Annotated in this window: 26 protein-coding genes; 12 read left to right on the forward strand and 14 right to left on the reverse strand. The window is 70.9% G+C overall.

The features are described 5' to 3' along the window. Window positions 1-3 precede the first annotated feature (3 nt). From ACTJI1_RS14575 to ACTJI1_RS14595, 5 genes are all read right to left on the reverse strand, one after another. A complete protein-coding gene (locus ACTJI1_RS14575) occupies window positions 4-1,476 on the reverse strand; it encodes an aminotransferase class I/II-fold pyridoxal phosphate-dependent enzyme (protein WP_440743195.1) in 1,473 nt (490 codons plus the stop codon). Between the two features lie 46 nt (window positions 1,477-1,522). Continuing rightward, window positions 1,523-2,719: an MFS transporter gene (locus ACTJI1_RS14580; RefSeq protein WP_440743196.1), complete on the reverse strand. Its 1,197-nt coding sequence runs from the start codon at window positions 2,717-2,719 to the stop codon at window positions 1,523-1,525. Window positions 2,720-2,772: 53 nt separating this feature from the next. Continuing rightward, the gene (locus ACTJI1_RS14585) at window positions 2,773-3,714 is read right to left on the reverse strand and encodes a helix-turn-helix transcriptional regulator (protein ID WP_440743197.1); all 942 of its coding nucleotides are present in this window, start codon (window positions 3,712-3,714) and stop codon (window positions 2,773-2,775) included. 63 nt (window positions 3,715-3,777) lie between these two features. Continuing rightward, window positions 3,778-3,951, reverse strand: a complete 174-nt coding sequence (locus ACTJI1_RS14590) for a hypothetical protein (protein WP_310132241.1) — start codon at window positions 3,949-3,951, stop codon at window positions 3,778-3,780. Window position 3,952: 1 nt separating this feature from the next. Then, window positions 3,953-4,354, reverse strand: coding sequence for a ChaB family protein (locus ACTJI1_RS14595; RefSeq protein WP_440743198.1), 402 nt, complete (start codon window positions 4,352-4,354; stop codon window positions 3,953-3,955). 149 nt (window positions 4,355-4,503) lie between these two features. Here ACTJI1_RS14595 and ACTJI1_RS14600 point away from each other — a divergent pair, with 149 nt between their 5' ends. The 6 genes from ACTJI1_RS14600 to ACTJI1_RS14625 all read left to right on the forward strand — a co-directional run bounded on the left by ACTJI1_RS14600 (window position 4,504) and on the right by ACTJI1_RS14625 (window position 11,118). Continuing rightward, the gene (locus ACTJI1_RS14600; RefSeq protein ID WP_440743199.1) at window positions 4,504-5,718 is read left to right on the forward strand and encodes a zinc-dependent alcohol dehydrogenase; all 1,215 of its coding nucleotides are present in this window, start codon (window positions 4,504-4,506) and stop codon (window positions 5,716-5,718) included. A gap of 33 nt (window positions 5,719-5,751) precedes the next feature. After that, window positions 5,752-6,603, forward strand: a complete 852-nt coding sequence (locus ACTJI1_RS14605) for an alpha/beta fold hydrolase (protein WP_440743200.1) — start codon at window positions 5,752-5,754, stop codon at window positions 6,601-6,603. Continuing rightward, window positions 6,600-7,385, forward strand: a complete 786-nt coding sequence (locus ACTJI1_RS14610; protein WP_440743201.1) for a PGAP1-like alpha/beta domain-containing protein — start codon at window positions 6,600-6,602, stop codon at window positions 7,383-7,385. The genes ACTJI1_RS14605 and ACTJI1_RS14610 overlap by 4 nt, the downstream gene beginning before the upstream one ends. A 68-nt stretch (window positions 7,386-7,453) precedes the next feature. Further along, window positions 7,454-7,837: an META domain-containing protein gene (locus ACTJI1_RS14615; protein WP_310132232.1), complete on the forward strand. Its 384-nt coding sequence runs from the start codon at window positions 7,454-7,456 to the stop codon at window positions 7,835-7,837. A 141-nt stretch (window positions 7,838-7,978) separates the two neighbouring features. Further along, window positions 7,979-9,412: a glutamate decarboxylase gene (locus tag ACTJI1_RS14620; protein WP_310132230.1), complete on the forward strand. Its 1,434-nt coding sequence runs from the start codon at window positions 7,979-7,981 to the stop codon at window positions 9,410-9,412. A gap of 53 nt (window positions 9,413-9,465) precedes the next feature. Then, on the forward strand, window positions 9,466-11,118 hold the full coding sequence (locus ACTJI1_RS14625) for an amino acid permease (protein WP_440743202.1): 1,653 nt from the start codon (window positions 9,466-9,468) through the stop codon (window positions 11,116-11,118). Between the two features lie 527 nt (window positions 11,119-11,645). Here the strand turns inward: ACTJI1_RS14625 and ACTJI1_RS14630 are convergent. Next, the gene (locus ACTJI1_RS14630) at window positions 11,646-12,560 is read right to left on the reverse strand and encodes an SDR family oxidoreductase (protein ID WP_440743203.1); all 915 of its coding nucleotides are present in this window, start codon (window positions 12,558-12,560) and stop codon (window positions 11,646-11,648) included. A gap of 107 nt (window positions 12,561-12,667) precedes the next feature. Here ACTJI1_RS14630 and ACTJI1_RS14635 point away from each other — a divergent pair, with 107 nt between their 5' ends. Both ACTJI1_RS14635 and ACTJI1_RS14640 read left to right on the forward strand, forming a co-directional pair. After that, window positions 12,668-13,231, forward strand: a complete 564-nt coding sequence (locus ACTJI1_RS14635; protein WP_440743204.1) for a TetR family transcriptional regulator — start codon at window positions 12,668-12,670, stop codon at window positions 13,229-13,231. A gap of 371 nt (window positions 13,232-13,602) precedes the next feature. Beyond that, window positions 13,603-14,547, forward strand: coding sequence for a PrsW family intramembrane metalloprotease (locus ACTJI1_RS14640; protein ID WP_440743205.1), 945 nt, complete (start codon window positions 13,603-13,605; stop codon window positions 14,545-14,547). On the opposite strand, the gene rimK is transcribed toward ACTJI1_RS14640, so the two are convergent. Beyond that, a complete protein-coding gene (gene rimK / locus ACTJI1_RS14645) occupies window positions 14,534-15,733 on the reverse strand; it encodes a 30S ribosomal protein S6--L-glutamate ligase (RefSeq protein ID WP_440743206.1) in 1,200 nt (399 codons plus the stop codon). The two genes, ACTJI1_RS14640 and rimK, sit on opposite strands and share 14 nt — an antisense overlap. A 26-nt stretch (window positions 15,734-15,759) precedes the next feature. On the opposite strand from rimK, the gene ACTJI1_RS14650 reads away from it, so the two are divergent. After that, window positions 15,760-16,236: an ATP-dependent zinc protease family protein gene (locus tag ACTJI1_RS14650; RefSeq protein ID WP_310132217.1), complete on the forward strand. Its 477-nt coding sequence runs from the start codon at window positions 15,760-15,762 to the stop codon at window positions 16,234-16,236. A gap of 15 nt (window positions 16,237-16,251) precedes the next feature. Here ACTJI1_RS14650 and ACTJI1_RS14655 read toward each other — a convergent pair whose 3' ends face one another. Continuing rightward, entirely contained in the window at window positions 16,252-17,139 is an 888-nt protein-coding gene (locus tag ACTJI1_RS14655) for a hypothetical protein (protein WP_440743207.1), read from the reverse strand. Between the two features lie 31 nt (window positions 17,140-17,170). Between ACTJI1_RS14655 and ACTJI1_RS14660 the strand changes: the two genes are divergently transcribed. Together ACTJI1_RS14660 and ACTJI1_RS14665 are read left to right on the forward strand one after the other, a co-directional pair. Next, window positions 17,171-18,058: a DNA-methyltransferase gene (locus ACTJI1_RS14660; RefSeq protein ID WP_310132214.1), complete on the forward strand. Its 888-nt coding sequence runs from the start codon at window positions 17,171-17,173 to the stop codon at window positions 18,056-18,058. 100 nt (window positions 18,059-18,158) lie between these two features. Continuing rightward, window positions 18,159-18,983 carry a phosphatase PAP2 family protein gene (locus tag ACTJI1_RS14665; protein ID WP_310132212.1) on the forward strand — a complete coding sequence of 275 codons (825 nt, stop codon included), beginning with the start codon at window positions 18,159-18,161 and terminating at the stop codon, window positions 18,981-18,983. 19 nt (window positions 18,984-19,002) lie between these two features. On the opposite strand, the gene ACTJI1_RS14670 is transcribed toward ACTJI1_RS14665, so the two are convergent. Both ACTJI1_RS14670 and ACTJI1_RS14675 read right to left on the reverse strand, forming a co-directional pair. After that, window positions 19,003-19,866: an alpha/beta fold hydrolase gene (locus ACTJI1_RS14670; RefSeq protein ID WP_440743208.1), complete on the reverse strand. Its 864-nt coding sequence runs from the start codon at window positions 19,864-19,866 to the stop codon at window positions 19,003-19,005. A gap of 8 nt (window positions 19,867-19,874) precedes the next feature. Then, window positions 19,875-21,788 carry a hypothetical protein gene (locus ACTJI1_RS14675; protein WP_440743209.1) on the reverse strand — a complete coding sequence of 638 codons (1,914 nt, stop codon included), beginning with the start codon at window positions 21,786-21,788 and terminating at the stop codon, window positions 19,875-19,877. 45 nt (window positions 21,789-21,833) lie between these two features. Here ACTJI1_RS14675 and ACTJI1_RS14680 point away from each other — a divergent pair, with 45 nt between their 5' ends. Beyond that, window positions 21,834-22,379 (forward strand): CGNR zinc finger domain-containing protein, encoded by a 546-nt coding sequence (locus ACTJI1_RS14680; protein WP_440743210.1) that lies wholly within the window; start codon window positions 21,834-21,836, stop codon window positions 22,377-22,379. 105 nt (window positions 22,380-22,484) lie between these two features. Here the strand turns inward: ACTJI1_RS14680 and ACTJI1_RS14685 are convergent, their stop codons facing one another. The 4 genes from ACTJI1_RS14685 to ACTJI1_RS14700 are packed head-to-tail and all read right to left on the reverse strand — an operon-like array spanning window position 22,485 to window position 26,954. Beyond that, window positions 22,485-23,507, reverse strand: coding sequence for a LacI family DNA-binding transcriptional regulator (locus ACTJI1_RS14685; RefSeq protein WP_310132201.1), 1,023 nt, complete (start codon window positions 23,505-23,507; stop codon window positions 22,485-22,487). A gap of 35 nt (window positions 23,508-23,542) precedes the next feature. Next, a complete protein-coding gene (locus tag ACTJI1_RS14690) occupies window positions 23,543-25,015 on the reverse strand; it encodes a GH1 family beta-glucosidase (RefSeq protein ID WP_440743211.1) in 1,473 nt (490 codons plus the stop codon). A 2-nt stretch (window positions 25,016-25,017) separates the two neighbouring features. Then, the gene (locus tag ACTJI1_RS14695) at window positions 25,018-25,884 is read right to left on the reverse strand and encodes a carbohydrate ABC transporter permease (RefSeq protein ID WP_440743212.1); all 867 of its coding nucleotides are present in this window, start codon (window positions 25,882-25,884) and stop codon (window positions 25,018-25,020) included. After that, window positions 25,881-26,954 carry a carbohydrate ABC transporter permease gene (locus ACTJI1_RS14700; RefSeq protein ID WP_310132195.1) on the reverse strand — a complete coding sequence of 358 codons (1,074 nt, stop codon included), beginning with the start codon at window positions 26,952-26,954 and terminating at the stop codon, window positions 25,881-25,883. Before ACTJI1_RS14700 ends, ACTJI1_RS14695 begins: the two co-directional genes overlap by 4 nt. Window positions 26,955-26,982: the final 28 nt, after the last annotated feature.

Consider the following 26,982-nt stretch of genomic DNA (forward strand, 5'->3'; position numbering starts at 1 on the left):
CGGTCACTCCGGATGCGGCAGGCTCCGGGCCACTCGGAAAGTCTCGAGGCTCGCGTCCGCCGCATCCGGGATGACCATTCCCGCCGCAAGCCCGGTGCGCAGGTAGTCCACGACCGCGCTGTTGATCACTTCGCCGGGCAGCAGCGCCGGGATGCCCGGCGGGTAGGGCGTCACCTGCTCGGCGGCGATGCGACCGGCGGCCTCGCCGGCAGGCACGGTCTCGACCGGGCCGAAGAAGGCGTCGCGGGGCAGGGACGCCATGACCGGCCGGAGGTCGGCCTTCGACGGCAGCGACACCGGGCTCGGTGCGGGCATCGACTCCGCAGCGTCAGGCAGGGCCTCGAGCGCGTCCAGGAGCCGCTTCGTCGTCTGCTCGTCGTCGGCGGTCGAGATCACCGCCTCCACGCGCCGGTGGTCGTTGATGCCCACATCCAGCCGGTGCTCTGCGCGCAGCCAGTCCGCCACCTGGTAGCCCGAGACGCCGAGCTCCTGCACGTCGATCAGGACGTGCAGCGGGTCGAGGTCGTGCGACGCCTCCTCGGCGAGCAGCTCATCCCGCAGCACGTGCAGCCCCGGGATGCGCTCGATCGCCGCGCGAGTCCGCTCGGTCAGCGCCAGCGCGCCCGTCAGCAGTTCGGTGCCGTGCTGCACCATCTGGCGGCGCCAGCCGTCGATCGCGGCGTAGAGCAGCACGTTCGAACTCGTCGTGGCGAGAACGTCGGCGCACTGCGACAGCCGGACCGGGTCGACCAGCGATCCCTGCAGGTGGTAGACCGAACCCTGCTCGAAGCCGATGCCCATCTTGTGCACGCTGACGACGCAGATGTCGGCGCCCGCATCCATCGCCCACGTCGGCAGGTCGTCGTGGAACGGCAGGTGCGCGCCCCACGCCTCGTCGACGATCACCGGCTTGCCGCGGGAGTGGCAGACCTCCACGATCGCGCGGAGGTCCGCGCAGGTGCCGTAGGGCGTCGGGCTGGTGACGACGGCGGCCGACGCGTCGGGGTAGCGCTGCCACATCCGCTCGAACTCGTCGGGTCCGGGTGGATGCGCGATGTGCTGCTCCTCGTCGTAGCGGGGCGACGCCCACCGCGGCTGGAGGCCGGAGAGGACGAGGCCGGCGATGGTCGACTTGTGGGCGTCACGTCCGATGATCAGCTCGCCCTCGCCGCGAGTGACGGCGAGGATGGCCGCCTTCACCGACAGCGAGCTGCCGCACGTGGAGAAGAACGCACGATCGGCCCCGACCGCGTCGGCCATCAGCTCCTCGGCCTTCGAGAGGTAGCCGTTGGACGACTTCCGGTCGTCGAGCCCCGCGGTCGCGAGCACGTCCTCCCGGAGCGCTCCGCCGAGGACCGCGTTCACCCGCTCGTCAGCGCCGCGGCCCTGGCGGTGGCCGGGCGGCGTGAAGCCGTAGCGATCCAGGCGGTGGTAGTCGGCGAGGGCGTCCAGCACGGGGGCTTCGTCGTGATCCATACCTCCTCGGTACACCGCGGGCCGCTGCTCCGGGAGGGGGCTGACATCAGCGCGCGTCCGCCGCGGCACGCCGGAACGCGGGGAGGACGAGCGACACGACCGTGAGCCCGGCGAAGACCGTCGCGCAGGCGATGATGCCGCCGGTCGAGCCGGAGCGGTCGAGCACGAGCCCCGCGAGCACCGGCGTCACCGGCGCCAGCAGCCCGACCACCAGCACCATGCTCGACTGCACACGCCCGACGAGCGCGTCGGGGACGCGCACGGACACCTCCCCGAACAGCGACGCCGCGACGACGGGCGCGGAGAAGAAGGCGACCGCCCCCGCGACCCCGATCAGCACCGGTGATTGCAGGGGCAGCAGGGCGAGGGTGGCGGCGGTGTCGACGAGCGCGGCGAGGCGGAAGACCGCGCTGGGCCGGAGCCGCCGCTGGATGGCCGGGGTGAGCAGCGCGCCCGCCAGGCCTCCGGCGGCGCTGATGCTCGACATCAGACCGATGGCTGCGCTGCCCGCCCCGCGGTCCTGGGCGACGACGATCACGATGAGGCCGACCGCCGAGAAGGTCGCGGTCAGAGCGGCGACCCACAGGGCGGCGGGGAGGAGGAAGCCGTCGCGACGCAGCCAGCGCCAGGCGGACCTCCGTTCTCGGTCGGGGACGACGGCCGCACCGGAGTCCACCGAGGACGCCGACCTCGGCAGTGCCGCGACCAGGGCGAACGAGGCGGCGTAGCTCAGCGCGTCGACGGCGAACGGCAGCCAGGGCGCGATCCCGAAGAGCACCCCTCCCGCCAGCGGTCCGAGGAGCCCGGCCAGCTGGGAGCGGGACTGCATCCGCCCGACCGCGATGGCCCGTTCCTCCGGTGCGCTGATCGCGCGGAGCAGACGGAACTCGGCCGGCCCGAACACCGCTCCGGCGCAGACCTCGAGGCCGACGACGACCAGCACGGGCCCGATACCCGCCAGCCCGGCGGAGACGGACACGCCGAGCACGGCGAGGAGGATCGCCCGGGCGGCGTCGGCAGCGAGCATGAGCGGGCGCGGCGGCCGCCGGTCGGCCAACGACCCCGCGGGAAGGCGTGTCACCAGTCCCGCGACGGCGACCACCGCGCCGACAAGACCGGCCTGCGCCGCCGATCCCGTCAGCTCCAGGATGAGGAGCGGGTACGCCAGCGACGAGACGCTCGTCCCGAACTGCGAGAGCGCCTGCGAGATCCACAGCAGGGCGAAGGGGCGCCGCACATCCATCCGGGGATTCTACGAACCCGGACGACTCCTTCGTCAGCGCCGTGGACTGCGCATCAGCGCGCGAGAGTCGCCGCAGGCGCCTCTCCGTACTGCTCACGGTAGCGGCGCGCGAACCGGTCCGCGTCGGGGAACCCCCACCGCGCGGCCAGGTCGGTCAGATCGGTGGTCACGGGGTCGGAGACCAGGAGGTCGGTCCGCGCCGCCGACAGCCGGACCGTCTGCAGGTGGGCGCGGGCGCTGGTGCCGCCGTGCGACCGGAACGAGGAGTTCAGCTGGGCGATCGTCGCGCCGACCGCGCCCGCGATATCCGTCACCGTGATCGGGAGCGACGCGTGGTCCTCGATGAAGCGGACCGCGGCGCGGTACGTCTCGCGCTGACCGGCGGGGCTCAACGGCCGCTCCCGCGGGTCGCCGTTGAGCGGGAAGCACTGCAGCGCCGCCATCGAGAGGGTGTGGAACAGGCTCGCGCGCACCAGCGGGTGGCGGAACGTGCCCGACTGCACGTACTCGGCGGCCACCGTCGCGGCGGTCATCATGTAGGCGGCGTGGCGCGGACTGGTCGTCTCCGGACCGTCGAACACCACGGTCAGGTCCTCGTCCCCGTACGTGGTGCGCGCCACATCCTGCAGCATCGCCGGCGGGAGGAAGATGTCGACGATGTCGGCATCCTCGGCGAAGCAGGTGAAGTCGTGCCCGGGCCGGATGAGGAACGGCGAACCGGGTGCGACGCCCCGCTTCCCGTCGATGTCCCAGAGATAGCTGCCGCGCGTCACATTGACGATGACGATGTCGTCGAAGTCGCCGGACGCCTCCCACTCGCCGCCGATGCTGAACTGGCCGATCGAGAACGACGGGTCGACCGCCTGATCGACCGCGAACGAGAAGCCGCCGTCGGGCTCCGAGGCGAACGCGAACCGGCCGCCCGCGGCGGCGAGAAGTGCATCGGCCTCCGCCGGCTCCGACGTCCGGCTGTGCAGCCGGGTGAAGTCAGCCATCGCTCCACGCTACCCCGGGCGTCCCGTGATCGCGAGCGTCCTGCACACCCTGCCGGGCAACCCTCAGTCGGCGTGTCCCAGCACGTGCACCGGGATGCCGAACGACAGCGCGATGCACAGGATGCCCGCGAAGAACACGAGGCCCTGGAACGCCGGGAGGGTGTCCGCCAGTCCCAGTAGGAAGATCCCCACCAGGAACAGCAGGAAGCACAGGATGAACGCGATCACATCGCCCATGTCAGCTCTTCTTCCGTTTCGCCGCCGTCTCGCGGCGGTTCGCCTTCTTGATCTCGTCGACCAGCTCGTCCTTGGTCATGCGGGTGCGGCCCGAGATGTCCAGACGCTTGGCGACGTCCAGCAGGTGGGACTTCGAGGCGTTCGCATCCACGCCCTCCTGCGTCTTCGCGCGCGTGCCGCGTCCGCCCGCCGCCTTGCGGTCGGACGGGCCGTTCTTCGCTTTGCGCTCCCAGTGGTCGCCGACCTTCTCGTACTCGTGCTTGAGGGCGGAGAACGCGGTGCGGTGGGCGCGCTCGCCCTCGCCGTACTCCTTCACGGCCGAGTCGTGCGCCTTCGACCAGAGCGCCTGAGCGTGCTTCTCCGATCGTTCGAGCGTCGAGGGGAGCTCCTGTGAAGCGGGCATGATCCTGTGGTACTCCTTCCGCTGCGAGTGGGGCTAGTACTTCCCCTCCACAGCTACGCCTCTTGCGCGGGTTTTCAACGGGTTCCTGAACCCCCGCCCGTCGCGCGTACCGTCGCGCCAGTCTGGAGAAACGACCGGGAGGAGAGAACATGAAGGCGATCGTGTGGCACGGAGTCGGGGACATCCGGCTCGACGATGTACCCGACCCCACCATCCAGGAGCCGACGGACGCGATCGTCCGCATCACGACGAGCGCGATCTGCGGCACCGACCTGCACATGATCCGCGGCACGATGGCGGGCATGAAGCCGGGCACGGTGCTCGGTCACGAAGCCGTCGGCGTGGTCGAAGAGGTGGGGGATGCCGTGCGCGGCTTCTCGCCCGGCGATCGCGTCATCGTGTGCTCCACCATCTCCTGCGGGGTGTGCCCGCAGTGCCGCGCGGGCAACACGGCGCAATGCGACGTCGCCAATCCCAACGGACCGGCCGCGGGCACGTCGTTCTTCGGCGGTCCGGAGACGACCGGCCCGGTGAACGGGCTTCAAGCGCAGTACGCCCGCGTGCCGTGGGCGCAGCACACGCTCATCCCGCTGCCGGACGCGGTGAGCGACGAGCAGGCCATCCTGCTGTCGGACATCTTCCCGACCGCGTGGTTCGGTGCGGAGCTCGCCGGCGTGAAGCGCGGCGACACCGTCGCCGTCTTCGGTGCGGGCATCGTGGGTCAGCTCGCGATCGCCTCGGCGTTCCGCCAGGGCGCCGGCCGCGTGTTCGCGGTCGACGGCATCGAGACCCGCCTCGCTCAGGCGCTCGATCAGAACGCCGAGATCATCGACTTCAACGCCGAGGCGCCGGTCGACGCCATCCTCGAGCTGACGCGCGGCGCCGGTGTCGACGCGGTGATCGACGCCGTCGGCGTGGATGCGCAGCGCCCGAAGAGCGGGCCGGCAGCCGAGCAGACACAGGAGCAGGAGCCGGAGTTCCAGGAGGCCCAGCAGGAGGTCGCTCCCGAGACGAACGTGCAGGGGGACCAGTGGGTTCCGGGGGATGCGCCGACCCTCGTCTCGCAGTGGGCCGTCGAGTCCGTCGCGAAGGCGGGGCGCATCGGCATCATCGGCGTGTACTCGCCGCAGCTCACGCACTACCCGATCGGCGCGGCGATGAACAAGAACCTCACCGTCCGGATGGGCAACTGCAACCACCGCGCCGTGACGCCACCGCTGATCGACCTGGTGGCCGCCGGGCTGTTCGATCCGACGCGCTTCATCACGCAGGAGGTCGGGGCGACGGACGCGCTGGAGGCGTACCGCAGCTTCGACCGCCGCGAGGAGGGATGGCTGAAGACCGTCCTCGACCCGTCGGCGTGAGGCGGCGTGACCGCGGGTGAGTACCGTGGGAGGGTGAGCGCCGACCGAGACCCCCTGCCGACACCCGCAGCCGTGGTCACGGTGGACACCGGTGGCGACGCCGGTCGCAGTGGTGACGCCGGTGCCAGTGCCGGCGCGGGACCCGTCTTCGTGCTGGTGCACGGCATCGGCGTGAGCTCCCGGTACTTCGAGCGGCTGGTGCCGGCGCTCGCCGAGGAGGGACGCGTGATCGCGGTCGACCTGCCGGGCTTCGGCAAGGCGCGCCCGCTGCGCCCGAGGCTCGGTTTCTCCATCGAGGAGTTCGCGGACGCCGTCGCCCGGGCGCTCGACGGCCTCGGCGTGTCCGAAGCGGTGATCGTCGGGCACTCGATGGGAACGCAGGTCGCCGTCTGCCTGGCCGACCGGCGCCCCGACCTCGTCCGCGCCCTCGCCCTGCTCGGACCCGTGATGGCGCCCGACGACCGCAATCCGCTCCGCGCCGGTGCGCTGCTCGGCCTCGACACGCTCCGCGAGGACGCGCGCGGCAACCGCATCGTCATCGGCGATTACCTGCACTGCGGCGTCCGTTGGTACCTGGCGACGCTCCCCGCCATGCTGGGCTACGAGACGGAACAGGAGATCGAGCGGGTGCACGTCCCCACCCTCGTGGTGCGCGGCGGGCGCGACCCGATCGCCCGCGACGCCTGGGTGGATGCGCTCGCCGAGCGCTCCGGGGGCGGGGCCGCGCGGGTGCCCGGCGTCGCGCACCTCGTGATGCACGGGGCGCCGTGGCGCACGGCCGAGCTCATCGCGAGCCTGGTCGCAGCGCCCGGAAGCGACGCCTCGCAGCAAGCGGACGCGGCGCCGGTCCGAGACGCGATGCCGGAACGAGACACGACACGATGAAACGCACCCTGCTGCGGCGCGCCGGCGTGGTGGTGCTCGACTACCTCTACGCCGGCCGCTACCAGCTGCGTGCCCTGCTCGACCGCAGCACGCCCGACGCGCTCGTCGCGGGCGCGGGGCACAAGGCCCCGGTCGTCCTGCTGCCCGGGATCTTCGAGACCTGGCGTTTCCTGCGCCCGTTGACCCAGCACATCCACGCCGCCGGGCACCCGGTGCACGTCGTCACCGCGCTCGAGGACAACCGCATGTCAGTCCCCGAGGCGGCGGCACTCGTGAACCGTCACCTCGAGCAGCACGACCTGGCCGACGTCGTCATCGTCGCCCACAGCAAGGGCGGGCTCGTCGCCAAGTACCTGATGGGGATGCCCGACTCCGGGCCGCGCATCCGCACCGCTGTCACCGTGGCCACCCCGTACGCCGGCTCGTCGCTCGCCCGCTTCATCCCGCTGCCCAGCGTGCGGGCCCTCATGCCCGACACCCCCGGCATCGTCCGCCTCGCGCTCAGCCGCGCCGTCAACGCGCAGATCGTGTCCGTGTGGGGCTGGTTCGACCCGCACGTCCCCGGCGGCAGCCGGCTGGACGGCGCCCGCAACATCGAACTGGACGTGGGCGGCCACTTCCGCATCCTCGCCCGGCCGGAGCTCCTCGCCATCGTGGACGAGGTGCTCGGCGACCGGCCGCCCGCCGACCGGCCGCCCGCGGACAGGCCGCCCGCGGACAGGCCGCCCGCGGACCTTCACGCCGAGGACCTCCCGGCCGAGGACCTCCCGCCTGCGGAGTGACGTCTGTCGCTCCGCCCGCGCCCGGCGCTACCCTTCGCGCAAAGACAGGGGATCAGCCGGGAGGCACCATGCTCCAGCACCACCGCATCACCACAGCTCGCACCGCGGCCGTCCTCGCCGCCACAGTCCTTCTACTCGCCGGGTGCGCGGGCACCCCGAGCGGCGCTGCGGTCGTCGGCCGCTGGGGCTCGACGTCGTCCGGTCAGCCCAACCTCGACATCCAGAACGACGGCACGTTCGCCGGGAGCGACGGATGCAACCAGCTGAGCGGCCAGGGTCAGATCGACGGCGACGAGATCACCTTCGGCGCGATCGCCTCCACGATGAAGCACTGCGAAGGCGTCGACACCTGGCTGAGCAAGGCCGCGACCGGCAACGTGAAGGGAGACACCATGACCGTCCTCGACACCGGCGGCAGCACCATCGGCACCCTCAAGCGCTCCGGATCCTGACACCGGGAACTGTCTTTCGCGGCCCCAACGGGCGTGATTAGCGTGTGCCGTGCCACGCCGGGCCAGGGCACGGCCGACGCGGTGGCGGACCGGGGGAACCTCGCGCGAGCCGGGAACGTGCCGCGAGGAGTGAACGAACCCATGACCATCGCAGAGCCTGGAGAGAAGTCCGCCGCAGCGTCGTCGCCCAGCACCGCCTTCACGGGCATCAACGACCGCACCCAGCTGAACCCGATCTTCGCCCGACCCGGTGAGGACACCGACCTGCCCGTCGACCGCATCCCGGACAGCGAGTCGCTACCCGAGACGGCCTACCAGATCGTGCACGACGAGTCGATGCTCGACGGCAACGCGCGCCTCAACCTGGCGACGTTCGTGGGCACCTGGATGGACGACCACGCCGCCCGGCTGTACGCCGAGTCCGCCGACAAGAACATGATCGACAAGGACGAGTACCCCCAGACGGCCGCGATCGAGACGCGATGCTGGAAGATCATCGCCGGCCTGTGGAACGCTCCCGACCCCGAGAAGGCGATCGGAACCTCCACTATCGGCTCGTCGGAGGCGTGCATGCTCGGCGGTCTCGCCCTGAAGCGCCGGTGGCAGCAGGCCCGGCGCGCCGCGGGCAAGCCGACCGACAAGCCGAACCTCATCATGTCGAGCGCCGTGCAGGTGTGCTGGGAGAAGTTCTGCAACTACTGGGACGTCGAGGCCCGCTACGTGCCCATCAGCGACGAGCACAAGGTGCTCGACGGGCACGACCTCGAGAAGTACGTCGACGAGAACACCATCGGTGTCGTCGCGATCATGGGCGTCACCTACACCGGGATGTACGAGCCGGTCGCGGAGATCTCGAAGGCGCTCGACCGCATCCAGGCCGACACGGGACTCGACATCAAGATCCACGTCGACGGCGCCTCCGGCGGGATGATCGCGCCGTTCCTGCAGAAGGACCTCGAGTGGGACTTCCGCGTGGACCGGGTCGTGTCGATCAGCACCTCCGCCCACAAGTACGGCCTGGTGTACCCCGGGCTCGGCTGGGTGGTCTGGCGCACGGTCGACGACCTGCCCTCCGACCTCGTGTTCGATGTGACCTACCTCGGCGGCCACATGCCGACGTTCGCGCTGAACTTCTCCCGCCCGGGCGCACAGGTGCTGCTGCAGTACTACCTGTTCCTCCGGCTCGGGTGGGACGGCTACTACCGCGTCCAGAAGGCGTCGCAGGATGTCGCCCTCTACCTCTCCAGCGAGATCGCCAAGATGCCGGCGTTCGAGCTGTGGAACGACGGCTCCGACATCCCCGTCTTCGCCTGGCAGCTGAAGAAGGGCCACACCGACAAGTGGAACCTCTACCACCTGTCCGAGCGGCTCCGCCTGAAGGGATGGCTCATCCCGGCCTACCCGATGCCCGACGACATCGCAGACCTCACGGTGCAGCGCATCGTCGTCCGCAACGGGCTCAGCCGCAACCTGGCCGAGTCGCTGGTGGTCGACATCCGCGAGGCCGCCGACTACCTGGACCGCCTCGAGGCTCCGATGCCGGTCGAGGGCCAGGTCCAGTCCTTCACGCACTGAGTCATCCACTGAGCCACATCCACTGACCTTCATCGACGAGCGGGGAGCGAATTATGACGGCAACGAGCGAGCCCGGCAAGGCCGAGGCTCGGCAGACACGGGCCGACGGAACGTCGGCGCCTTCCCCCGACCACGTGAAGCCGCATCCGTTCGACGCGGTTCCGCACAAGCCGGCCATCGGTGCCCCGGGCACCACCGCAACGAAGTTCATGAGTCTGACGCAGCTGGCGATGCTGACGGTGGTGGCTGTCGCCTCGCTGCGCAGCCTCCCCGCCATGGCCGGCTTCGGCCTCGGCTCGGTGACGCTGTTCATCATCCCGGCGATCTTCTTCCTGATCCCGGTGGCGCTGGTGGCCGCGGAACTGGCGACCGGCTGGAAGGGCGGCGTCTTCACCTGGGTGCGGATGGCGTTCGGCGAGAAGTGGGGATTCCAGGCGATCTGGCTGCAGTGGGTGCAGAACGTGGTCTGGTATCCCACGCAGATCGCCTTCATCGCGGCGTCGCTGGCGTTCGTGTTCCTCGACCCGAACCTGGCGAACTCCGGCTTCTACACGGCGGTCGTCATCCTGGTCATCTACTGGTTCTCGACCTACATCACCCTCCGCGGCGGCAACCTGTTCGCGAAGGTCGGGTCGTGGTCAGGGCTGGCGGGAACGATTTTCCCGGGCGTGCTGCTCATCCTGTTCGGGATCATCTGGCTCGGGACCGGCCACCCGAGCGAGACGCCGCTGACCGCCTCCGCGATCATCCCGCCCTTCACCGGCATCGCCTCGATCGTGCTCATCGTCTCCAATGTGCTCGCCTACGCGGGCATGGAGGTGAACGCCGTGCACGCGAACGACCTGAAGAACCCGGGCAGCGGGTACCCGAAGACGGTGCTGATCTCGTCGATCCTCATCCTGGGCATCTTCATCTTCCCGACCATCGCGATCTCGGTCGCGGTGCCGTCGTCGGAGCTCGGGCTGACCACCGGCATCAACCTCGCGTTCAAGACGTACTTCGACGCCTGGGGGATGGGCTGGGCCGTCCCGCTGATCTCGCTGCTGATCGCCCTCGGCGCGTTCGCGTCGGTCGTGACCTGGATCGCCGGACCGTCGCGCGGCCTCCTCGCCGCGGCCCGCTCCGGCTACCTGCCGGTGTTCCTGCAGCGCCGGAACAAGGCGGGCGTGCAGGTCGGCATCCTGAACGTGCAGGGCATCGTGGTGACGCTGCTCGCGGCGCTGTTCATCTTCGTGCCGAACATCAACACCGCGTTCATCCTGCTGGTGGACATGGCCGCGGCGCTCTACCTGATCATGTACATGCTGATGTTCGCGGCGGCCATGCGGCTGCGGCGGACGCATCCGCAGGTCGTCCGCACGTACCGCACCCCGGCGATGGGCCTGATCGCGACGATCGGGTTCCTCGCCTGCTTCGCCGCCTTCGCGCTCGGCTTCGTGCCGCCCGCGGGCTTCGCGGCCGGGGCTCCCGGATGGGCGTACCCGCTGCTGGTGGCGGTCGTCGTCATCATCCTGGGCGTGCCACCGCTCATCTTCTACGCGATCCGGCACCCCTCCTGGGATCAGCGCACTCCAGAGGAGAAGACGACCTTCGACGACGTGCTGGTGAACCCCGGCCAGACCGCCGCCCCGCCCGGCGCGTCGGCCGCGCCCCCGGCGACGCCGCCCGCGCCACCGCGCACCGGCCCGGCCGCCGGCCCGGTCTGAGCGGCGCTGGGCGCACCCCGCGCGCCGCGCGCCCCGCGCGCGCGCCTCGGCGCCGAGTGGTGACTACACGTCGCCACTCGGCGCCGATTGGCGCATCTACTCACGACTCGCCAGCGTGATGCCCGATTCGCGCATTCGCTGAGGGCTTGCTAGCTCGTGTCGCGCATGACGCCCGATCCACGGAGCCGCTCGCGACTCGTTGGCGCGTGTCGCGCCCGATTCGCGGAGCGCGTGGCGTCGGCCCCGCGATTCGTGCCGAATGTCGCTTCTGCTCTACCCCACGCCGCCATTCGTGACGAATGTCCAGCTTCCTGTGACGCGAGCCCGCGCTTCCCCAGAGATTTTGCCAAATCGTCGTTATGGCGCTCCCAATACCGCGATTTGTGCCAAATCTTCGCGAGACCGCCGACACTACAGCGGCCACAGCATCCACGATTTGTGCCAAATCGCGGTTATGGCGCTTCCAGTACCGCGATTTGTGCCAAATCTCGCCCGCCGGTGCCAGGCGGCCGGTGCCCCGCTCGCGCTCAGCGCGCCGCTGCGGCCGCCCGCTCGAAGTAGGAGGGCGTCGCGAGGTCCTCGAGGAGGGTCGGGCCGACGGGCTCCCAGCCCAGGCGCTGCCGCGTGAGCGCGCTCGAAGCGGGGATGTCGAGCCCGAAGAAGGCGCCGATCCAGCCGAAATGCGACTCGACCTCCGCCGGGTCGATGGACGCGACGGGTACGTCGGCACCACGTCCGATCGCCTCGGCGATGGCGCGCGACGGGACGCCCTCCTCCGCCACCGCGTGCACCACCCGCGCGGCGTCGGGCTGCGCCAGCGCGAGGGCGACCAGGCGCCCCGCGTCGCTCCGATGGACAGCCGGCCAGCGGCCGGATCCGTCGCCGACGTACCCGGCGACACCCGTCGCGCGCGCGACCCGCACGAGCTCGGCCATGAAGCCGTGGTCGCCGTCGCCGTGCACCGTCGGTGCGAAGCGGAGGGCCACCGGGCGGATGCCGCGGTCCACGGCTCCCAGCGCGAGGGGTTCGACGCCGCCGCGCGGCGCATCCGGTCCGCTGAAGGGCGACCCGTCCTCCTCGGTCACCACGCGGCCAGGGCTGATCAGTGCCACGCCCGACGCGAACAGCAGCGGCTTGCCCGAGCCGTCGAGGACGTCGAGGAACGTCTCCATCACAGCGCGCTCCGTGCGTCCGGATGCGGCGTAGTCGCTGAAGTCGTGCTTGAACGCGAGGTGGACCACGGCGTCCGAGGAGGCCGCCGTCGATGCCAGGACGTCGAGCGTGTCGAGGTCTCCCCTGACGGTTTCGGCTCCGGCAGAACGGACGGCCTCTGCCGACCGGTCCGAGCGGGCGAGGCCGACGACCTCGTGCCCACCCGCAACGAGTTCGGACACGACGGCGGAGCCGATCCAGCCGGATGCCCCGGTGACGAATACGCGCATGATGCGCTCCCTTCAATCCTTCGATCGGGTGATGTCAGTAAGTGACGTCACTCACTGACATGACGATAGCATTCATGTCAGCATCTGTCATCACTACACTGGAACCCATGGGACGCTGGGAACCGGGAGCACGCGAACGTCTCGCGGGCGCCGCGATCGAGCTCTACGGCGACCCCGGATACGAGCAGACGACGGTTGCGGACATCGCCGCGCGCGCCGGCGTGACGGAGCGGACGTTCTTCCGCTACTTCGCCGACAAGCGCGAGGTGCTGTTCGCGGGGTCCGACCTGTTCAAGGAGGGGGTGCTCACCGCGATCGCCGCCGCACCGGCCGATGCCTCTGCGCTGGATGCGGCCGCCGCAGGATTCGAGGCGGCCGCCGGCTTCATCCAGAACCAGCCGGACCCCGACTTCCCCCGTCGCCGCGCCGCCGTGATCGCGGCCAACCCCAGCCTCCAGGAGCGCGAGCTGCTGAAGCTGTCGACGGTCGGGTCCGCCGCAGCCCGGGCCCTGCAGGACCGCGGCGTCGACCCGGTGGAGGCGTCGATCGCCGCGCAGGCCGCGCTGGCCGCCTTCCACCTGGCCTTCGAGCGCTGGGTGTCGTCCGACGAGCCACTCGGCCTGCCCGCCCTTGTCCGCGACGGCATCGCCCGCATCCGCGCGCTGCGCTGACCGTGTGGCGTCCGGCCGGGCGCACGATTTGTGCCAAATCGCGGTTATCGGCCGCTCATAACCACGATTTGTGCCAAATGTTTCGCCCCCGAACCGCCGACCCCGAGCCGCCACCCCGACCGCCAACCCCGCACAACGTCCCGCTAACACGTCCCCCCAACGAGAAGAGCCCGCCGATGTGCCGTCGGCGGGCTCCGTCACGCTCCGGCCCCCTGGCGGACCGTGACCGAAGGGCGCACCGGAAGCCGATCCGGCACGCCTTCCTCCATGAAAACGCGTCGCCACGCCGACCATGACGCGGTCCCTCGCCCGCCACCGCCCGCAGTGGGAGGATGACCGACACACCTCCGCCACCGACCGAGGGGATGACGATGGCTGCTGACATCAGCGTGGACACGCCTGCCGTGGCGCCGCACCCGCACCACCACCACGGCTGGTGGTGGAAGACCCTGTTGACCGGTTTCGCGCTCTGGGTACTGACGATCGTCGTCACCGCGACCACCGGCAACACCAACCTGGTGCCCACGCTGATCCTGATCGGCAGCTTCCTGGTCCCGTTCTGCGTGGTGCTGTTCGCGATCGAGCGGGTGACCGGCAGCATCAGCGCGCTTCAGCTCGTGCTCGCGTTCTTCGTCGGCGGCATCTTCGGCGTGCTCGGCGCATCCCTACTGGAGGTGAACCTGCACCAGTCGTGGGGGATGTACCTGCTCGTCGGGCTGATCGAGGAGTTCGTGAAGGCGGTGCTCCTGATCATCATCGGGTGGCGCGTCGTGCCGAAGACGGCGACCCAGGGCGCCTTGCTCGGCGCGACCGTCGGCGCCGGTTTCGCGGCGTTCGAGTCGGCAGGCTACGCGTTCAACGCGGCGATCACCGCGCAGGGCATCGATCTCGTCTCGCTGCTGCAGACCGAGGTGCTGCGCGCCATCCTCGCGCCGGTGGGGCACGTGCTGTGGACCGCGGTGCTCGGCGCCGTGCTGTTCGGTGCTGCGCGCGGACGCGACCGGTTCCGGTTCTCGATCTGGATCGTGGTGACCTACCTCGGTGCGGCGGTCCTGCACGGCCTGTGGGACTCGGCGAGCGACCTGGCAGCCGTGATCGCGCTGATCGCCAACGGCCGCGCCCTGGCGGAGCTGACCACCGCGGGCGGCCTCACCACACAGACGGCGTCCGCTGTGACGGCGCTCGCGGGCATCCTGTACATCGTGGTGCTGGCCGTGGTGGCCGCCGCCGGCATCCTGACGCTGTGGCTGATCCTCCGCCACTACCATCGCGCCGAGCGACTGCGCGCCGAGCGGCCGGTGCTCACTCCTCAGTGAGCGCCTCCTGAGCCTCCTTCGGCAGCTTGCGCACCTTGGCTCGCCGCTTGCGGCGGTCCGGGATCATCGACCGCATCTCCTCCAGGCGACCGAAGCACAGAAGCCGGTCGCCCGACTCCAGCACCACGCCGCTGCGCGGGTTCGGGATGACGGACGTTCCGCGATGCAGGGTGAGCACCGAGATGTCGCGGTCGCCGAGGCCGGAGTCGCGGAGCGACTTGCCGACGAGGTCCGCGTTGGAGTGCACGAGCAGCTCGGCCACCCCGTAGCCGGTCGAGACGCTGAGCCGCTGACGCACGTCGATCTCGGGGAACGCGACCTGGTTGTCGATGAAGTCGATGATCGCGCCCGCCACGTCCAGCCCGGTCGCCCGCTCGATGCCTTCGAGGCCCGGTGAGGAGTTGACCTCCATCACGAGCGGGCCGTCCTTGCCTTCGAGCATGTCGACGCCCGCGACGCGGAGCCCCATGATCTGAGCCGAGCGGACCGCGGCCTCCTCGAACTCGGGCGTCAGCGCGACCTTCTCGACCGTGCCGCCGCGGTGCACGTTCGAGCGGAACTCGTCGCCACTTGCCACGCGACGCATCGCGGCGACGACCCGGTCGCCGACGACCAGCGCGCGGATGTCACGGCCGCGGCTCTCGGAGATGAAGCTCTGGATGAGGACGTTCTGCTTGGTCGAGTGCAGCGTCTCGATGATCGACTCGGCGATCTTCGCCTCCGGCGCGAGGATGACGCCGATGCCCTGGGTGCCCTCGAGCAGCTTGATGACGACAGGCGCCCCGCCGACCCGCTCGATCGCCATGCGCACATCCGCGCGGCTGTTCACGAACGCCGTGCGCGGCATCCCGATGTTGTGGCGGGACAGGATCTGCGTCGCCCGCAGCTTGTCCCGCGAGTTCGTTATGCCGTTGGCCGTGTTCGGCGTGTACACGTCCATCTGCTCGAACTGCCGCACCACGGCCGTGCCGTAGTACGTGATCGAGTTGCCGATGCGCGGCAGGATGGCGTCGTAGTCGGAGAGCAGCCGCCCCCGGTACTGCAGGTCGGGCTCGTCGCCGGAGAGGTCGATCGCGAACCGCAGCGTGTTGAGCACCTTCACCGCGTGGCCGCGGCTCTCGGCCGCCGAACGCAGCCGCTGCGTCGAGTACGCGTGCGGGGCGCGCGAGAGGATGGCGAGTTTCACGGGTGGGCTCCTGCGAAGATGGGGGAATGGCCGACCTCCATCCAACCACCGACACGGTCGGCTGGCGTGAGTGGGTGAGCCTGCCCGGCATCGGGGTGTCGTGGATCAAGGTGAAGGTCGATACCGGCGCACGCAGTTCGTCCCTCCATGCCTTCGACATCGAGGAGCTGCCGGGCGACCGAGTGCGGTTCCGGGTGCAGCCGTGGCAGGACTCCGACCGGGATGCGGTGACCGCCGAGTGCGCGGTGCACGACCGGCGCGTGGTGCGCAGCTCGTCGGGCCACACGGAGGAGCGGATCGTCGTGCTGCTCGACCTCGTGATCGCGGGCCGCTCGGTGCGCGCCGAGACGACCCTCACGAACCGCGACCAGATGGGCTTCCGGATGCTCGTCGGCCGCGAGGCGCTGCGCCAGGGCTTCGTGGTGGACCCGGCGCGCTCCTTCCTCGGCGGACGCGCTCCGCGCGAGGTCCGCCGCCGTAACCGCGGGCGCGAGCTGGGCTGAGGCGAGGGCCGGGCGTCACACCGCCGCGTCGAGCCCCAACTCACGCCGCCAGTGCGCCAGGAATTCCGCACCCGCGTCGTCGTGCACCGCGTCGCCGATGGTGATGACCTCGTACGGCCGGTCGAGCACGCCGTCGGCGGGCCGCACATCCACGTGGGCGACCTCGTAGCCGGCGTCGTGCACGAAGTCGGCCATCTTGTAGTCGCTGCGGGAGTCGCCGATCGACCGCCAGCGCCGCGGCAGCGGACCCTGGGCCGCAAAGTAGTCGAACGCCCGCTGCGCGCCGCGATCCTTGTCGAGGAGCACCGACTCGATGTCCGTGGAGATGATGGTCGGGTCGATGCGGAACGGCACCGCGCCGACCGCGTCGGGCGAGACGCGCGAACCGTAGCGCAGGCCGATTCCGAGCCCGGTCAGCAGGCCGAACGCCGCGTCCTCGAAGCGCCCCTGCGCCTCGCGGTAGGTGTCCGCATCCACGTCGGTCCGCTGCTCGACCGAGATCATCGCGCGCTTCGTCTCGTCGAAGAACATCGTGTCGGCGAAACGGTCGCGCACCAGCCGGCGCACGCCGTCGACCGCCTCGTCCGGGAACGCGACGCTTTCGTCCACGGTGACCTCGCCCATCCCCTCGCCGGTGATCGGGGCCCAGGCGCCGCCCTTCTCGAAGACGCCGAACATGCGCGCGCCGTGCTGGTCGAGGGCGTCGCCCAGCCCCGCGTCGCAGAGCGGCGCGACCACCTGGTGGCGGATGAAGTCGCCCGACCGCCCGGTGATGAACGCGATCGGCACCCCGGCAGCCGCCATCGCGACCAGGTCCGTGACGATGCTGCGGATGGCGATGGTACGGGTGACGGGGCTCGCGAGGGGGCCGTCGACGTCGAAGAGCAGACCGAGATTGTGCACAGTCCATTCTCTCCGCTGCGAGAATGGACGCATGTCGCAGCCCGTCCCGTCAGCTAGGCCGCTGTGGCATCCGGATGCGCCGAGCACCGTCGCGCACGCCGACAACCTCGACGTTCTGGCCGGCCTGCCCGACGCGTCCTTCCGCCTCATCTATCTCGACCCTCCCTTCAACACGGGCCGGCCGCAGGCGCGGCAGACGCTCACGTCGGTGCGGTCGGAGGGCGGCGCGGGCAGCGTCATCGGCTTCAAGGGCCGCAGCTACGAGCGCATCAAGGGCGACCTGCTCAGCTACGACGACCGGTTCGAGGACTACTGGGGCTTCCTCGAGCCCCGCCTGATCGAGGCCTGGCGGGTGCTCGCCGACGACGGCACGCTGTACCTCCACCTCGACTACCGCGAGGCGCACTACGCGAAGGTGCTGCTGGATGCGCTGTTCGGCCGTGAGTCGTTCCTCAACGAGATCATCTGGGCTTACGACTATGGGGCGAAGCCGAAGAACCGGTGGCCGGCCAAACACGACACGATCCTGGTCTACGTGAAGGACCCGGCGGCGTACCACTTCGACTCGGCGGCGGTCGAGCGCGAGCCGTACATGGCTCCCGGCCTGGTGACGCCCGAGAAGGCGCAGCTCGGCAAGCTCCCGACGGACGTCTGGTGGCACACCATCGTGTCGCCGACCGGACGCGAGAAGACCGGGTATCCGACCCAGAAGCCGGAGGGCGTGCTGCGCCGGATCGTGCAGGCGTCGAGCCGCGAGGGGGACTGGGTGCTCGACTTCTTCGCGGGCAGCGGCACGACCGGTGCGGTCGCCTCCGCTCTCGGACGCCGGTTCCTGCTGGTGGACAGCAACCCGGCGGCGGTCGCGGTCATGCGGGAGCGGCTCGCCGGGTGCGAGCCGGCGGTGCGCTTCATCGACTGATCGCGCGTTTTCGCTCACAGGCCGCCGACGCGACGCGTTCTCCCCATCCTCGGTGTTCGTCCGGAAATCTCAGAGTCGCGTGTGGAAGGGTGGATGCACTATGCGATCGAGCCTGCGCGCCCTCCCCTTCCTCTGGGGTGCACTCGTCTCCGCCGCGCTGTTCGTGGCCGTCTACCTGGTGTTCGTCCGCAGCTACATCGGGCAGGTGATCGACGAGCGCGCGTTCGCCGGTGCGGACGTGTGGAAGGGCGGCGTGATCGAGTTCGCGCACACGTTCCTCAACGCCCTCCCGGTCGCCTCGGTGGTCATCGGCGCGATCGTCGCGGTGGTGATCGTGCTCGTGCGCCGCAACTGGCTGGTGTTCGCGGTCGCCGTCGGGGCGGCCGTCGGCGCCAACGTCAGCACGCAGGTGCTGAAGTACACCATCCTGTCGCGGCCCGAGAAGGGGGTGGATGCGGGGCTCGCCAACTCCCTGCCCTCCGGTCACACGGCGGTCGCTGCCTCCGCGGCGCTCGTCGTCTTCCTCCTGGCGTCTCCGCGGTTCCGTCCGCTCGCGGCCGTCGTCGGCTCGATCTTCGCGATCGCGGCGGGAGCATCCACCCTGGTCGAGCAGTGGCACCGGCCGAGCGACGTCGTCGCGGGAATGCTGGTCGTGGCGTTCTGGGGGTGCATCGCCGGCATCGTGCTCGCCTGGCTGCGCCTCCCCGGAGCGGAGCCGCCCGTGCGGAGCAAGCTCTGGCCGCTGATCTGGGTGGGCGTCGTCTGCCTGGTCGGCTCGGTCGTGGCGCTGCTGGTCACCTACTTCTCGACCCAGAGCGGCACCGAGCACCTGTTCATCGCGTATGCGGGCGGGGTCGCCGCGATCGTGGCGACCGGGTTCGTGCTCGCCGCGCTCGGCAACCGGCTGTACCGCCGGCTGGCGTGAGCGCGCGCTCGACGCTGTCTCAGTCCTCCAGGAAGAACGCGCCGAGCGCATCCACCAGCGGTCCGGGTGCCTCCTCGGCCACGTGGTGCCCGGAGTCGATGCCGGCCCCGCGCACATCCACCGCCCAGTCCTGCCAGATCGTCAGCGGGTCGCCGAACAGCTGCTCGAGGTCGTCGCGCAGCGACCACAGCAGGAGGAGCGGCACGGTCACCCGGCGACCGGCCGCCCGGTCGGCCTCCTCGTCGGCGCGGTCGACCGTGAGCCCGGCGCGGTAGTCCTCCAGCATGGCGCGCACGACCTCGGGACGGTGGACGGCCTCCCGCCGCTCGTCGAAGTTCTCGCGGCCCATGGCGTCCGGGTCACCGTGGTACCAGGCGTCCGGGTCGGCCATGATCACCCGCTCGGGCGTCTCGGGCTGGGCGAAGAAGAACCAGTGGTACCAGGCGGTGGCGAACTCCGGCGTGATCCGCTCGAGGTGCTCCACGATCGGGATGCAGTCGAGGAGTGCCGCGCGCCGCACCGCCTCGGGGTGGTCCATCGCCAGCCGGAACGCGACGTAGCTGCCCCGGTCGTGCCCCACCACGTCGAACCGCTCATGGCCGAGGCTGCGCATGAGCGCGAGGATGTCGCCCGCCATCGCCCGCTTCGACGCCTGCGCGTGGTCGGGCCGGGGCGGCGGCGCGGTCGAGCGTCCGTACCCGCGCAGGTCGGGGACGACCACCCGGAAGCCGCGCTCCACGAGCAGCGGGGCCACCCGGTGCCAGGTCGCCCCTGTGCGCGGATGGCCGTGCAGCAGCACGATCGGGCGCCCCTCGCCGCCCTGCCGGACGCGGAGGCGCACGTCGCCGACGTCGACGTCCGCGGTCTCGAAGCCGTCGAACACGGCCGGAATCAGGCCTTCGCGCGCAGGTTCTCCGCGATCTTCGCCAGAGATCCGTCGAGCGCCTGCTGCATCCCGTCGAAGTCCTGCGTCGTGTGGATCGTCAGCTCGACTCCGTCATCGGTCAGCTTGAGCGACCCGTGGTAGTCGTGCGGACCGGGGGCGGACCAGGTGATCTCCCGGGCGGCGCGGTCGACGTCGAACGCGGCCTCCGAGGTGACGGTCTCGTCGCTGCCGTCCTGGTCGGCGTCGACGTGCGCGGTGGTCTCCACCTTGCCGTCGGGCAGCTCGTGCGCCTCCGTCACGCGCGGGAAGTAGGCGGGCAGGTTCTCCGGGTCGGCGATGTAGTCGAAGTACTCGTCGGCGTCGCCCTCGAGCGGGCGTGTTGCGGTATAGGTCGGCATGCCGCGACGGTACGCCCGGGCGCCCGGTCCGCAAGCGCCTGGCCCGCCCGGATTCGCGAGTCGTGAGTCGTGGCTGTGTCGGGGCGTGGATAACGACATCACGTCACCACTCGCGCTCGGGTCGGCGCCGTCCCGCGGGCGTCGTCGTTCGAGTGGTGAGTCGTTGCTGCTTTCCCCCGCGGATAGCGACGTCAAGTCACCACTCGCCGGCGGCTCCTGGCCACCGTGAGCGTGCCGAGCATCGAGCCGTGAGTCGTTGCTGTCTCCCCGCGCGGATTGCGACACCAAGTCACCACTCACGCGCGGCGCGACGCCGTCGCGCGACCGCCGACGCCCGAGCGCCGCATCCGCCGCGACGACCACCAGCGTCACGGCGCACACCGCGGCCGCGCACACGATCAGCACGCCCGGCCCGAGCGGCGCGACGAGCCCCGCGGCCGCCACCCCGAGCGCGCTGCCTCCGACCTTCACACCGGCGACGGATGCGAACACGCGGGCGGCCGCGCCAGGCGGCGAGTACTCGGTGCGCGCGGCGAGCGTCGCCGCGAACAGCGCCGAGCTCGCGGCCCCGACCGCGGCGAACGCGGCGCCTCCGAACACCGCTCCCGCCGCCGGGAACGGCAGCGCCAGCAGCGGCAGGAGCAGCGCCACCCCGGCGACCGCCACTCCCACACGCACCAACCGCTCCGGATCCCCTCTGAGCGGCCGCGCGATGAGCACCAGCGAGGCGACCAGGCCGCCCGCGCCGTACAAGGACATGAGGACGGCGGCCGTCGACGGGTCCGCGCCCCGCTGCGCGGCCAGGGCTGCAGCGATCACCGGCGCCGCCGCGAGCGCGGTCGCGGAGCCGACGGTCGCGACCGTCGTGCGGCGCAGCGGCGCCGAGGTCACGAGCAACCGGAGAACGCTGCCACTCGCCGCGCGCACGGCCGACCCGGTTGCGTGCGGCAGCCAGAGCACGACGACCGCCGCCACGACGAGCAGCCCGGCCGTCGCGGCAAGCGCCCCCGTCGGCGTCAGGATGCGCGCGGCCACCGCGACCGCGGCGGGCCCGACGGTGCCGGACACACCGTACGTCAGCGCGTCGAGCGCCTGCCCCCGCCGCTGCTTCCGGCCGGATGCGTCCACCGCTGCCGCCTCGCGCTCCGCGAGCAGCGGCGCCAGCCGGCTGCTCAATCCGCCCGTGACCAGCGGCCCCGCGCATCCCGCCGCCGCCAGGGCCAGTGCCGCCGCAGGGATGCTCACCCCGAGCAACCCCGCCGCGACCACCACGAACACCGCGTACCAGGCGAAGGCCCCGCTCAGCACGAGCCCCGGCCGACGCCGTCCGTCCAGCAGCCGCCCGGCCAGCGGTCCGATCAGATGCGGCACGGTCAGCGCCGCCGCGAGGAGACCGCCCGCGGCCGGACCCCCGACCGCCGTGCCCGCCAGCACGGCGGCGACGATGGCTCCCGCGTCGGCCGACCGCGCCGTCACCGCCGCGGCCAGGTAGACCGTGAGACCGCCCCTGCGTGCGCTCATGCACGACACCTTGCTCGCGAATGCGTCACCTGTCAAGATAGTGACGTGAGTTTCGAGTTCGTTGCGGGAAACCTCGCGCTCGACTTCGTCGCGACGGTCGCCGAACGCCGCACGACGGCCGTCGAGCGCATACCGACGCCCTCCGATCTGGCGCAGTGGCTGGCCGATGCGGGCCTCGTGGATGCGCCTCCCGCGGTCGACGCGGACGGCTACGCCCGCGCGATCGCCCTCCGCGAGCTGATCTGGACACTGCTGACGACCGACGACTCCCGCCCACTCCCCGCCGACGCCGTGGAGGCGCTCAACGCCGGCGCCGCCGGGCCGGCCCCGACGGCTGCGCTCTCCCCCGACCGCTCCGTGGCCACGACCGCGGACCTGGACGCCTGCCTCACCGCGATCGCCCGCGCCGCCGTCGACGTCTTCCGCCCGGCCAACCGCGTCCGCCTCACCTGGTGCGAGGGCACCGACTGCACCCGCGCCTTCCTGGACGCATCGCGCGCCCACAACCGCCGCTGGTGCGGCATGGCCGGCTGCGGCGACCGCGCGAAGGCCGCCGCCTACCGCGCCCGCCGCCGCGCAACCCCCGCCTGACCCGCGCCTCCCCGCCATCGAGTCCTCACAAAGTGCGCGCGACACGCCGCAAAAGCGTGCACTAAGTGAGGACTCGATGGCGGGGCGAGAGGCGGGCGGAGGCCCCTACGAGCTCTGACGCACCACGAGCTCCGTCGGCAGCAGCGTGACCCGGTCGACCGGCTCGCCCGCGAGCAGTCGCACCAGCACCCGCGCCATCGCCTCGCCGAGGCCGATCGACGGCTGGTGCACCGTCGTCAGCGGCGGGGACGACATGAGGCCGAAGTTGTCGTCGTCGTAGCCGACCACCGCGATGTCGCCCGGGATGCTGAGCCCCGCCTCGTGGATGGCCGAGTACGCCCCGGCCGCCATCTGGTCGTTCGCGGCGAAAAGTCCGTCGATGCGGCGGCCGTCGGCGAGCAGCCGGCGCATCGCGTCCGAGCCGGAGGCCGGGGAGAAGTCGCCGTACGCGACCAGCGACGTGTCGAGTCCCGCCTGCGACATCGCCTGCTTCCACCCGGTGTACCGGTCGAGGCCGGCGGGCATGTCCTGCGGTCCCGTGATCAGCGCGATGTCGCGGCGCCCCCGGTCGATGAGGTGCTGGGTGGCCACCTGCGCGCCCGCAACGTTGTCCACATCCACGTAGTACGACGAGTGCTCGCTCTCGCTCACCGGGCGTCCGCCGAAGACCAGCGGCAGGGATGCGCCGAGCTGCGCGTACGAGTGGTCGCCCGAGTGGTGGGACACCACCAGCGCGCCGTCCACGTTGCCGCCCATCAGGTAACGCCTGGTCTTGTCCGGGTTCGTCTCCGACGAGATGACCATGTTGAGCGTGTACTCGGTGTCGGCCAGGGCCAGGGCGACGCCCTGCACGATGGAGGCGAAGAACGGGTCCGCGAAGACCTTCGCCGTCGACTCCGGAAGCACCAGCGCGATCACCTGCGTGCGCCGGGAGGCCAGCGAACGGGCCGCGCGATTGGGCACGTAATTGAGGTCGGCGATCGCGCGTTCCACCGCGGCCACCACCTCGGCGGTGACCTTGGGCGAGCCGTTGACCACGCGTGAGACCGTGGCGCGGGAGACGCCGGCGCGCGCGGCGACGGCCTCCAGGGTGGGAACCACCCGGCCGGGCATCTGCTCCGTGGTCATCCGGTCTCCTCGTCGCTTTGGTCCATGCTAGACGGCTAGACGCGCGAGGCGGCGGCCTCCTCCACGACGTCCTCGACCTCACCGGCCCGGGCGCCGGCCCGCGCGGCGGCGATGATCCGCGCGAACGCGAGACCCGAGTCCTTCACGGTCCGCTCCTGCGTTTCGTAGTCGACCCGGACGATGCCGAAGCGCTTCGCGTACCCCCACGCCCACTCGAAGTTGTCGAGCAGCGACCACACGAAGTAGCCGCGCACGTCCGCACCGTCGTCGATGGCCCGGCCGACCGCGTCGATGTGGGCGAGGATGTACTCCTCGCGTTCGCGGTCGTGCACCTGCCCGTCCTCCGAGACGACGTCGTCGTAGGCGGCGCCGTTCTCGGTGATGTACAGCGGCGGCAGCGCCGGGTAGTCGCGGGTGAGCCGCACGAGCAGGGCATGGAGACCATTCGGGTTGACCTCCCAGCCCATCGCCGTGGCCGGCAGGTGACGCGACGGGAACGTGACGAACTCGCTGCCCACGAACGGTGACGAGGTCGGCCGGCCGGTCGGCACGACGGGTGCGGGCTCGTCCGCGCCCAGCGGATGCCCGCTCACGTTGTCGTCGTGGTAGTGGTTCACACCGAGGAAATCGAGCGGCGCCGCGATCACGTCCAGGTCGCCGTCGTGCACCAGCTCTTCGAAGCGGTGCTCGCGCACATCCTCGAGCACATCGGACGGGTAGGCGCCGAGCAGCAGCGGCTCCAGATACATACGGTTCCACAGCCCGTCGATGCGGCGGGCGGCGTCGAGGTCGAGCTCGTCCGCCGGGTCGTTCGGGACCGCCGTGGTGAGGTTAAGCGTGATGCCCAGCCGCAGGTCGGCGGAACGCCCGCCCCCCGACGCGCGCGAGCGGATCGCCGCAGCGGCGAGCCCGTGGCCGAGGTGCTGGTGGTGCAGGGCCGCCAGCGCTGCGCGCGGCTCCTGCCGCCCCGGGGCGTGCTCACCGCCCGCATACCCGATCAGCGACGAGCACAGCGGCTCGTTGAAGGTGGTCCAGTGATTCACCCGGTCGCCCAGCGCCTCGTACACGGCGACCGCGTAGTCGCGGAAACGGTACGCGGTGTCCCGGTTCGCCCATCCGCCCTTCTCTTCCAGCGCCTGCGGCAGATCCCAGTGGTACAGCGTCAGCCACGGCAGGATGCCGGCGCCGATCAGCTCGTCGACCAGCCGGTCGTAGAACGCCAGGCCCGCCGGGTTCACGGCCCGGTCGCCCGGCTTCACGCGCGCCCAGGAGGTGGAGAACCGGTACGACTGGAGGCCGAGGGACGCCATGAGCGCCACATCCTGCGGCATCCGGTGGTAGTGGTCGACCGCCGTCTCGGGGGTGTCGCCGCCCGCGATCGCGCCGGGGACACGCGCGAACGCATCCCAGATCGAGTCCTCCTTGCCGTCCTCGTGGGCGGCGCCCTCGATCTGCGCGGCGGCGGTGGCCGACCCCCAGAGGAAGCCGTCGGGCCAGGTGCGGTTCATTCTCAACCTTTCACCGCGCCGGCCATGATGCCGGAGACCAGCTGCCGGCCGGCGAGCACGAAGAGGATCAGCAGGGGGATGGTGGCGAGCACGGCTCCGGCGAGCACGATCGAGTAGTCGACGTACTTCGCCGACTGCAGCTGACTCAGTGCCACCTGCAGCGTCGGGTTCTGGGGCGCGACGAGCAGCGGCCACAGGTAGTCGGTCCACGCGGTCATGAACGTGAACAGGCCGAGGATCGCCATGGCCGGTCGCGCGGCAGGGACGCCGACGTGCCAGAACGTGCGGATCATGCTGGCGCCGTCGACGCGAGCCGCCTCGATCAGCTCGTCGGGGATGACGTCCACGAGGTACTGCCGCATGAAGAAGACGCCGAACGCCGTGACCAGGGTCGGGACGATGACCGCGCCGAGCGTCCCCGTCCACCCGAACTGCTTCATCACCATGAAGAGCGGGATGATGCCGAGCTGGGTCGGGACGGCGAGCGTCGCGACGACGAAGACCATCAGCCCCTCTCGTCCGCGGAACCGCAGCTTCGCGAAGGCGTAGCCGGCCAGCGTCGAGAACGCGACGACGGATGCGGTGATCACGGTGGAGACGATGATCGAGTTGCCGAGCGCCTGCCAGAACGGCACGGTGTCGAGCACCTGACCGATGTTCGTCCAGAACTGGCCGCCCGGCAGCAGCGGCGGCCACGTCGAGGTGAGCACGGTGCTGTTGCTGGATCCGGCGACGAACGACCACCAGAGCGGATAGGCGCCGCCGAGGAAGATCGCGAGCAGGATGCCGTAGGTCAGGAAGCCGGGGCGGCGGTCGATGCCGAGCGCGCGGCGCTTCGGCGGGCGGGTGTCGCGGGCCGTGGCGGTCACAGGTTCTTCTCCTCGCTCGCTGCGGCCAGGATGCGCGAGGCCTGCAGTCGTCTGGCTGTCCGTCTGCGATGCAGCCGGGTCTCGGTGGAGGCGATCCGCCGCGAGATCAGGAAGTTGATGACCCCGAAGATCACGATCAGCAGGAAGAGCAGCCACGCGATCGCGGACGCCTTTCCGAAGTTCTGGCGGTTGAACGCCATGTCCCAGAGGTAGAGCACGGTCGTCTGGTACTGCCGCTGCGGGCCGCCTGGGACTGCGCTCGACGGGTTGAACAGTTTGGGCTCGGTGAAGATCTGGAGTCCGCCGATCGTCGCCGTGATGATGACGAAGATCATGGTCGGCCGGATGCTCGGCAGCGTGATCGAGAAGAAGCGGCGGAACGAGCCGGCCCCGTCGAGCGCGGCGGACTCGTGGATGTCGCGGGGGACCGCCTGCATCGCGGCGAGGAGGATGAGGGCGTTGTAGCCCGTCCACCGCCAGTTGACCATCGAGGCGATGGCGACGTGCGACGGGAAGGTCTCGGTCTTCCACATCACCGGGTCGAGCCCGAGCGCCTGGATGATGTTGTTGATCAGGCCGTACTTCTCGTCGAACGCGCTCGAGAAGATCAGGGTCACCGCGACCGGGGTGACGACGTAGGGGAGCAGCACGCTCATCCGCCAGAAGGTCTTGGCGCGCAGGTTCTGGTCGAGGATCGCGGCGATGAAGACGGCGGCGACCAGCTGCGGGATGGCGGAGAGCAGGAAGATGCTGATCGTGTTGAAGAGGGAGTTCCAGAAGAACGGATCCGTCAGCTCGGCCGCGTAGTTCTTGAAGCCGACCCACTCGCCCGGGCCGGTGAGCAGGTTCCAGTTGTTCAGCGAGACGACGAACGTGTAGATGAGCGGGAAGAGGCCGACGAGCCCGAAGAGGATGAAGAACGGCGCCACGTAGAAGTAGGGCGACGCCTTCACGTCGAAGCGGCTGAGCCGCTGCTTGGCGGTCAGGTCGCCGCGTCCGGCGCGCCGGGGCGGCGACGCGGGCGCGGTGGTCGCGGCGTCGTCGCGCGCGGTGGTGGCGGTGGTGGTCATGGCGGTTCTCCCCGTGGTGCGGGCCCCC

Origin of the sequence: Leifsonia sp. 22587 (genome assembly GCF_052044215.1) — a bacterium.
Taxonomy (GTDB): domain Bacteria; phylum Actinomycetota; class Actinomycetes; order Actinomycetales; family Microbacteriaceae; genus Leifsonia; species Leifsonia shinshuensis_C.

Coding starts and splice junctions, on each gene's coding strand:
- ACTJI1_RS14595 (WP_440743198.1), bottom strand. CDS start 4,354: ATGCCCGCTTCACAGGAGCTCCCCTCGACGCTCGAACGATCGGAGAAG.
- ACTJI1_RS14580 (WP_440743196.1), bottom strand. CDS start 2,719: ATGGATGTGCGGCGCCCCTTCGCCCTGCTGTGGATCTCGCAGGCGCTC.
- ACTJI1_RS14585 (WP_440743197.1), bottom strand. CDS start 3,714: ATGGCTGACTTCACCCGGCTGCACAGCCGGACGTCGGAGCCGGCGGAG.
- ACTJI1_RS14600 (WP_440743199.1), top strand. CDS start 4,504: ATGAAGGCGATCGTGTGGCACGGAGTCGGGGACATCCGGCTCGACGAT.
- ACTJI1_RS14590 (WP_310132241.1), bottom strand. CDS start 3,951: ATGGGCGATGTGATCGCGTTCATCCTGTGCTTCCTGCTGTTCCTGGTG.
- ACTJI1_RS14575 (WP_440743195.1), bottom strand. CDS start 1,476: ATGGATCACGACGAAGCCCCCGTGCTGGACGCCCTCGCCGACTACCAC.
- ACTJI1_RS14650 (WP_310132217.1), top strand. CDS start 15,760: ATGGCCGACCTCCATCCAACCACCGACACGGTCGGCTGGCGTGAGTGG.
- ACTJI1_RS14700 (WP_310132195.1), bottom strand. CDS start 26,954: ATGACCACCACCGCCACCACCGCGCGCGACGACGCCGCGACCACCGCG.
- ACTJI1_RS14685 (WP_310132201.1), bottom strand. CDS start 23,507: ATGACCACGGAGCAGATGCCCGGCCGGGTGGTTCCCACCCTGGAGGCC.
- ACTJI1_RS14630 (WP_440743203.1), bottom strand. CDS start 12,560: ATGCGCGTATTCGTCACCGGGGCATCCGGCTGGATCGGCTCCGCCGTC.
- ACTJI1_RS14625 (WP_440743202.1), top strand. CDS start 9,466: ATGACGGCAACGAGCGAGCCCGGCAAGGCCGAGGCTCGGCAGACACGG.
- ACTJI1_RS14665 (WP_310132212.1), top strand. CDS start 18,159: ATGCGATCGAGCCTGCGCGCCCTCCCCTTCCTCTGGGGTGCACTCGTC.
- ACTJI1_RS14615 (WP_310132232.1), top strand. CDS start 7,454: ATGCTCCAGCACCACCGCATCACCACAGCTCGCACCGCGGCCGTCCTC.
- ACTJI1_RS14640 (WP_440743205.1), top strand. CDS start 13,603: ATGGCTGCTGACATCAGCGTGGACACGCCTGCCGTGGCGCCGCACCCG.
- ACTJI1_RS14610 (WP_440743201.1), top strand. CDS start 6,600: ATGAAACGCACCCTGCTGCGGCGCGCCGGCGTGGTGGTGCTCGACTAC.
- ACTJI1_RS14635 (WP_440743204.1), top strand. CDS start 12,668: ATGGGACGCTGGGAACCGGGAGCACGCGAACGTCTCGCGGGCGCCGCG.
- ACTJI1_RS14675 (WP_440743209.1), bottom strand. CDS start 21,788: ATGAGCGCACGCAGGGGCGGTCTCACGGTCTACCTGGCCGCGGCGGTG.
- ACTJI1_RS14620 (WP_310132230.1), top strand. CDS start 7,979: ATGACCATCGCAGAGCCTGGAGAGAAGTCCGCCGCAGCGTCGTCGCCC.
- ACTJI1_RS14660 (WP_310132214.1), top strand. CDS start 17,171: ATGTCGCAGCCCGTCCCGTCAGCTAGGCCGCTGTGGCATCCGGATGCG.
- ACTJI1_RS14690 (WP_440743211.1), bottom strand. CDS start 25,015: ATGAACCGCACCTGGCCCGACGGCTTCCTCTGGGGGTCGGCCACCGCC.